Source organism: Microcoleus sp. PH2017_05_CCC_O_A (assembly GCF_020738785.1).
GTDB lineage: Bacteria > Cyanobacteriota > Cyanobacteriia > Cyanobacteriales > Microcoleaceae > Microcoleus.
In genome coordinates this window covers 1-7,219 of record NZ_JAEQCB010000212.1, presented here as the reverse complement: position 1 = coordinate 7,219, position 7,219 = coordinate 1, and the positions used below count along the sequence as shown (strand labels likewise).

The window sequence follows — 7,219 nt, the reverse complement described above, 5'->3', positions numbered from 1 at the left end:
ACAATTGCTAGGGAACTCATAAATCATAAGTTAGGGTGAATCCGACTTCTAAACTCTAAACCTAAACCCTGTCTACTGTCTAGAACGAAATAGCCCTGCTTTTTATATAGGAAAGCGTGGCTGTCCTTATAAATCTCTTCAGTTTAAAAATTTCGACACGATTAAAGAAGGTGATGAAGTATTTATTACTGGATACCCTGTTAGTAAGGAAATTTCCTTAGAATTTGAATGGGTTCCGGGAAAAATAGATTATATTGATGATAGGGGCTTTGAGCAGGGTTATAAAGTCGCTTACAATGCCAGGACTGTTGGTGGAATGAGTGGTGGGGCGGTAGTGACACCTGATGGTAAAGTAATTGCTGTTCACGGTCTTGGTGACGATCAAGTTCCTAGACTGGCTGCCCTTAGTCCAGGAGAACTATCCCAGAGACAACAATCACAAGTTGAAAATGCTCAAAAGCGGTCTAGAGGTAGCGTTGTCACCAAATTTGGTTGGGGGATTCCGGTTAATGCTTATTTAGAAAATTTGCCAGACATCTCTTTGATACCCACTGAACCTACAGCAGCAGATTGGGTAAACTTAGCTTATGCTAAGTATCTTGCAGGAGACTACTTCACTTCCTTAAAAGCTTTTGACGAAGCGATTAAGATTGCGCCCAAAGATCCAGGAATTTGGTATTATAAAGCAAAAATATTATTCGGAATGAAACGTTATAAGGAAGCAAGTTTTTGTTTGAGAAAATTTCTTGCTTTTGATAAAAGGCTTCGCAACAATTCCTATAGTGAAGCTCAAATTTTGGCCTTGTTATTTCTCCTAGAAAGCCAACAAAACAGTGGAGTGTCGCAGTCGCCGTGACATTTTGAGTGGCGGTACTAGCAACGGTGTTAAGCCAAAAGGTAAGGTTGAGGGGAGTATTGCCACTCCACCCCCGACTCTACCTCCCGGCTGTACTCGGATTTCATCATTCGTTTGGCTCAATACCAGAGAGCAACTGCAATGGCTCTGGAAAATTATGAGCAACAGCTACGTCCGCGACACTGAAGCCGTTGTCGAAATTAGCGCCGCTCCCAACTTTATTATTCAAGACAACTTAGCAAGGCAAGCTAAACAATCTAAAAGTGCCAAAAAACGCGCTTTAGAAAAAGGTCAAGGTCGCGATGTAGGAGCAGAAGTCAAACAGGAAGAATCCTTTGAAGCCCAGAAAAAAATGTACAAAGGTGCAAGAGCAATTCACGCTGCTGTCACCTTCTTAGTCTACCGACCAACGCCGGAGCAACTAACACACGCTTGCCAAATGCTGTCTCACAGCTTCGGCTCTGCCAAGGTATTAAGAGAGCGCAACATTGCTTGGCAACTGTGGCTAGAAACTTTGCCCATTACTGTAAGCTGGCTGTTGCACAGCAGTTCGCTAATTAACGAACGCCGCCTCACCTTAGACACCGAAACTGTCCCCGGTATTTTGCCCTTAACTGCTGTAAGGGACATCGACTCAAAAGGAGTTGAATTCATCACCAAAGGCGGCAAACCCGTGTACGTTGACCTCATGCACAACCAAACTAGCCGCGCCGTTATTACAGGTGAATCCGGTTGCGGTAAAAGCGTTGTAGGATGGCAATTTGCGGTCGATGCTTTAGCCGCTAATATCCCAGTAGTCGGTATGGACATCTCAGCAGGAAGCGGCAGCACCTTTGAGACAGCAGTAAAACTGTTAGGAGACGAAGGTGCTTACTACGACATCACCTCCGGCAGCTCAAATCTACTCGAAATACCCGATTTGAGACGCTTTGATAGAGAAGAGCGATCGCGCCGACTAGACCAATGGAAAGAGTTTATCAGAAAAGCGCTGACTATTATCAGCATGAGCAAAGTCCACGACCCCAAATTAGCGCAGCGAGTAGATGCCATTTTGCTGCTAACTCTGAAAAAATTTCTGGAAGACCCAGACATTATCGAGCGCTACAATACAGCCTTTGAAAAAGGCTGGAAATCGACCGCTTGGCAAGAAATGCCAACCCTCACAAACCTCCTAAAGTTCTGCACAAAAGAGCAACTAAATCTGCAAAACTTTACCGACTTCGACCGCATCGCCATTAACCAAATTATCACTCAATGCAACGCATTACTAGCCTCACCTTTAGGAAAAGCAATTGGCAGGCCGAGTACATTTTCACCCGAACCCGCTGTTAAGTTTTTTGCCCTTAGCGGTTTGGGCAACGAACAAGACCAATACCTGATGGCAATTAACGCCCATGCTGCTTGCATCCGCAACGCACTTTCTCACCCTAAAAGCCTATTTATCGGAGACGAACTTTCGATTTTGTTTAAAAAAGACGGATTTGCTGAAGTAGTAGGGGAACTCTGTGCAGTGGGTAGAAAGAATGGCATTTCAGTGCTCTTGCTATCCCAAGATATCGACAGTATTTGCGACTGTAGTGCGGGAACTATGATTATGCAAAACATGGTGTATCGAATTACCGGAAGATTGACATCAAACGGAGCCACTTCTTGGATCAAACGTTTGGGATATCCGGCTGAAATTATTAGCCAAAATGCCACAGAAGCTTTCCTTCCTAGAGCGGCAGACCTTTATTCCAATTGGCTAATTGAAAAAGGAGGTCGTTTCTGGCAAAGCCGATACTATCCAGGCGAAATGATATTAGCAAGTGTGGCTAACAATCAAGCTGAATTGATTGCTCGTGCGCGAGTTATGGCTCAATATCCCAATACGTTAAAAGGGCAACTACTAGCACTCAAACAATTTGCCTCTGAATATGTACAAGCCGTTAAAGAAGGACGTTCATTAACCAATATTGGCAAGAATGCAGTCACTGATATTAATGGACACAAATCCCCTCAAGACCTTATTGCTAGCTAGACGGAGAAAAACCGATGAAATCACCGAAATTTCTTGTCAAACTTGCCCTCGGCATTCCTGCAATTTGGCTGAGCTTAATACTAAATTCTGTTGAAGCAAAAGCTCAAACCTCTGACAGCAATCCGACTGCAACACAGCTTCCCAGCTTAAACAATCCTAACAGCAGCACTTTCAACCGCTCCAGCTTCACAGTTCCCAATCAACAAATAGAAAGCCAAATCCAACAATCAGCTAATAACTTCTTGAGCAACCCGAAAGAAATAGGAGGTATAGAAAACACAATTAGCGGCATAACAGGCGAAATTTCAGATACCATCTCCACCATCTCCGACAGTATCTCAGGCATCTGGGACAATTTGTTAAACAAAGTCGAAGAATTCAGCAGTGAAATAGAGTCAACCCTCTCTTCATTCCTGGGAGAATTGAAAGTTCCAGACCTAAAAGAAGCAGTTAAAAGCATAATGGACGGCAACACCTCCGAAAGCGAAGGGACAAAACTATCCGCTGTTTTAGAGAAGAGACCGCAAGATTCTTACAGCCTCAAAGAGAATACCGCAGAACTCGCAGAAAGAGAAAGTGCTGTCAGTGAAGCCAATAAAGCCACTCTAAGTAAAGAAGCTCAACAAAAGCAAGCTCAGATGAAAGAAATTGTCCAGCAGAACGTAGAGCAAACTAATCGCGAGAGCCAAAATTCAATGGAATTGGGTGCTGATTCAGAAGGTCAAGATGTCACACAGAACATTATGAGAAACATATCTCAACAAAGTGCGATCGCAGCTAAGCAAGCAGCCTTATCAGCAGAAAATCAAAGTGCTTTAGTCATGCAGGGCCAGCAAGCTCAAATCGATCGCAGTTTTGCCAACATTCTCAATGCTCAACAAGCTGAAGAACTCAACGAAATTAACACAGCCCAGAGACGGCAGGATGCTGCGGCGGCTACCGCTTCTTCTACTCAAGCCGGACTGTTTCAAATGCCGGGAGGCATCACCTTGGGGGCAAGCAAAGACTGAAATTACAACAAGGAGACACCGCGATGCTAATACAATTTATTGCCCAAACTAGCACAGCAGGACAAGCCCTGGACACTCTATCTGATGCCATAGAAGTCTCTCAAAAAACCGTCGAATCGTGGAATTTAGTTTGGTTTAACACCTTCAACACTCAAGAATCCTCTCTCTGGATTGCCTTGGTCAAACTAGGACTAATTCTGGCGGGAATATCTGTTACTTACCTCGCTGTTACCAGTGGCAAAGAAATCATCGAAAAACAGTCTTGGTCAGAGCTAGTAGCCATGTTTATCTGGCCGCTTGTGATTGTAGTATTTCTCAGTAACAACGGTAAAGTCTTAGCTGAGAGCATCAAATTCATCAAAGCTGTAGGCAGCACTCAAGTGCAAGAAATTATGAAGATTCAAGTCGGAGAAATGACCTTCAGAACTGCCCTGAGCGACGTTAACCTCACCAGTGCTGGAAAAGAAGAGATTGAGAAACTCTACAGCGAATGTCAGGGCAAAGTTGGATCAGCTTTAGTGGAATGCTGGAACAGCAAAAAACAGCCAGCTCAACAAATCCTTCAGGCAGCCGAACAGCAAAATGGAGGACCTCTCACAAGCTTGCAGCGATTTGTCGAAAACTTAGGCAATGTTGCCAATCTTCAGGATATAGGAAATGGCGATTTTGCAGGACAAGTTTTTAGGTCTACTGTCTTGCCTATCATTCGCTTAATTCTTAGAGCAGTACAGTGGGCATTTGTCAATATTTTAGAAGCAGCATTGTTGCTAACAGCTCTATTCGGACCGATTGCAATGGGCTTGTCGCTGCTGCCGCTGCAAGGAAAACCCATCTGGGCTTGGTTAATAGGATTTATGTCGTTATTTGGAGTGCAATTGGGCTACAACATCGTCGTTGGCTTAGTCGCCATAGTGATTGTCAAATCTGATGCAGAGCTAGTTACAGATATCGCCTTTTTATTCTTTTTAGCTGTGTTTTCTCCCATTCTTGCCGTGTTAATAGCCAAGGGTGGAGGAACTGCTTTGTACAGTGCGATCGCCAATAGCACCAAACAGCTTACAGATATTGCCAGTAACGCGATCGGCGTTATTGCCGGAAAACTCATTTAGTGGAAGGGGAAGGGGAAAAAAGGATAAATTTTTGTTGTTCTTTCTTCAATAAAAGCTAACAATAACCTGAATTTTCCCTTTCCCTTCCCCTTCATTACTAATAACTTGTTTTTCCTTCCCCTCCCCCACTCTCCCTCTCCCTTCCCCTTCCCCCTCCAATAAAACCATGAAATTTTCACAATCCCAACCCTTACTCCCTGAATCTAAAAACACCTTAGCCTTGTGCTTTGTCCTGCTAACAAGCTTTGTTTTCCTCCTGACAATTGCTGTTTTAGTGAATACAGTCAGTTTGAGAGCCTTATCTCAAAGAAAAGTTACCTTTGTCCAGTTAAAAGACGGAACCGCAGCCCGAATTGCAGAACAAGATGAACTGTACAGAGAGCCAAAAATCATCCAAACTTTCGTATCCAGTTGGGTCAATTTAACCTGGGCTTGGTCAGGCAAAATTCCTGGCACAAATGATCCAGACCCCGGCATTAAAGTTAAAGGCAGTGCCAAAGTTCCTACAACTGCTTGGATGGGTTCGTTGATGATGGAATCAGAGTTTGGTAAAGCTTCCCTTGTCGAACTCGCCAAACTCGTTCCCAACACCATCTATTCAGGAAAAACCCGCTCAGGAGTTTATATCTCTCACATCTCAGAACCGAGAGAAATAAAAAGAGGAGTTTGGGAAATAGATGTAATTGCTACTCGCGTCGTGCTGGAACAAGGCATTGGAGAAAGCCGAGAACAGTTTAATCGAACCTTCACCGTCGAAGCCGTAGAAATTCCCAAATCCCCTCTCAAAGAAAACGCTAATGAATTAGAGAAGACTATTCACTCTTTGAGAGCAGCCGGATTAGAAATTTCCCGAATTGTCGAATTCAAACCTTAGAAGGGAAGAGTAGAGGAGGGGGGATTGGGGGAGTGGGAGAGGGGAGAGGGAGAAGAATTGACGGTTTTTCCCACCCATTACACCAACCAAATCTGCAAATTTAATGCACGGCAGCTTAAAATCTTTAATTCCTTTGATTGAAAAGAGTTGCTATCTACTGCAATCTACTTGAAAACAAAAAAAAATCAATCAGCAAATCATGAACACTTCAACAACTCCACCAGCAGAAAATCCAATAAATATCAGCCCTGATTCTCCCAATTTCCACACAACAAAAAATATAAATAATGCGAGTACATCAGTCGATAGAAATAAAACTGACAGCAGCAACACGAATCCCGCACTCTCCCCCTCTTCCTCTCCCCCATTCCCCCCTTCTCCAAATCCTTCCCCTTCCCCCTCGAAAGATGATGACATTGACGAGAACTTCATTGCTAACTTTGACCCCAATGCACCCCTAACACTTGAAACTCAATATCAACTCGCTCAAGATGAGGAAAGACCACTGCCGCCGCCTGTTTCCGAAAGAGGCGTTCCTAGAGCAGTGACAATGCTGCTATTGACTGGTGGAATACTATTGCTAGGACTGCTGATTTGGCAATTTATCAAGCCTAAATCACCTCGCGAACCGATCGCACAATCAACACCAAAAGAAAGCTCTTCTCCCACCATTAAAGATGAAAAACCGGAGTTGCTGGCTAAATTAGCTTACCAAGACCAACAAAAACTGTTAGCCGAAAAACCGCAAAAAACCGCAAAACCCAAAACAGAACCGTCGCCCAAACCGTCAAGAGCCCCACGAAATCCTCGAACTCCGCGTCTAGTCGCTACCCGGAGCGCTGCACCGCCACCTACTCCTCTACGCGAACCCCTACCCGCACCCAGAACAGTAGTGCGGACGGTAACACTACCTGCACCCATACCTCAAAGAGTACCCTCAAGAACACCCGCACCGGCCCCCATACTCAAACCGTTAGTACCCCCACCTTTAATTCCAACTCCAAGAGAAGAAAAAATCGACCCGTTTGAGCGGTGGAACCAACTCGCCCAACTCGGACAAATTAGGGGAAATTTTGACCCTAACCGAATAGCGAATGCCGTGAGTGCAACACCAAGCACTCCAGCGACAACAAGTGCTACCGCCGCCGCTAGTACGAACCCAACTCCAACAAGTGAATTCCTAACAGTCAATATCGGCAACCAAAAGTCGCCACCCTCATACGTTTCTTTGGAACAAATCCCACAAGAATTTTATAACCCACATTCCGCAGATATTCGATCGGATTTAATTTCAAAAGAATTCAGAATTCTCAAAACCTCAAATAATTGCTCTGCAATCATTTGAGGCTT

The 7,219-nt window shown here is 44.3% G+C and carries 6 protein-coding genes; all 6 read left to right on the top strand.

Annotation, left to right across the window (positions count from 1 at the left end; all coding sequences use genetic code 11):
* The first annotated feature begins 106 nt into the window (after nucleotides 1-106).
* The 6 genes from JGK20_RS31400 (at nucleotide 107) to JGK20_RS31375 (ending at nucleotide 7,214) form a co-directional block, all read left to right on the top strand.
* The gene (locus JGK20_RS31400; protein ID WP_293233412.1) at nucleotides 107-856 is read left to right on the top strand and encodes a trypsin-like peptidase domain-containing protein; all 750 of its coding nucleotides are present in this window, start codon (nucleotides 107-109) and stop codon (nucleotides 854-856) included.
* Nucleotides 834-2,876, top strand: coding sequence for a hypothetical protein (locus JGK20_RS31395; protein ID WP_293233410.1), 2,043 nt, complete (start codon nucleotides 834-836; stop codon nucleotides 2,874-2,876). Before JGK20_RS31400 ends, JGK20_RS31395 begins: the two co-directional genes overlap by 23 nt.
* A gap of 14 nt (nucleotides 2,877-2,890) precedes the next feature.
* Nucleotides 2,891-3,886, top strand: coding sequence for a hypothetical protein (locus tag JGK20_RS31390; protein ID WP_293233408.1), 996 nt, complete (start codon nucleotides 2,891-2,893; stop codon nucleotides 3,884-3,886).
* A gap of 23 nt (nucleotides 3,887-3,909) precedes the next feature.
* Nucleotides 3,910-4,995, top strand: a complete 1,086-nt coding sequence (locus tag JGK20_RS31385) for a hypothetical protein (protein ID WP_293233406.1) — start codon at nucleotides 3,910-3,912, stop codon at nucleotides 4,993-4,995.
* Between the two features lie 166 nt (nucleotides 4,996-5,161).
* On the top strand, nucleotides 5,162-5,869 hold the full coding sequence (locus tag JGK20_RS31380) for a hypothetical protein (protein ID WP_293233404.1): 708 nt from the start codon (nucleotides 5,162-5,164) through the stop codon (nucleotides 5,867-5,869).
* 199 nt (nucleotides 5,870-6,068) lie between these two features.
* On the top strand, nucleotides 6,069-7,214 hold the full coding sequence (locus tag JGK20_RS31375) for a hypothetical protein (protein WP_293233402.1): 1,146 nt from the start codon (nucleotides 6,069-6,071) through the stop codon (nucleotides 7,212-7,214).
* Nucleotides 7,215-7,219 lie beyond the last annotated feature (5 nt).

What these genes read in the sequence shown, in the direction of transcription:
- JGK20_RS31380 (WP_293233404.1), top strand. Translation starts at nt 5,162, where the DNA reads ATGAAATTTTCACAATCCCAACCCTTACTCCCTGAATCTAAAAACACC.
- JGK20_RS31390 (WP_293233408.1), top strand. Translation starts at nt 2,891, where the DNA reads ATGAAATCACCGAAATTTCTTGTCAAACTTGCCCTCGGCATTCCTGCA.
- JGK20_RS31375 (WP_293233402.1), top strand. Translation starts at nt 6,069, where the DNA reads ATGAACACTTCAACAACTCCACCAGCAGAAAATCCAATAAATATCAGC.
- JGK20_RS31385 (WP_293233406.1), top strand. Translation starts at nt 3,910, where the DNA reads ATGCTAATACAATTTATTGCCCAAACTAGCACAGCAGGACAAGCCCTG.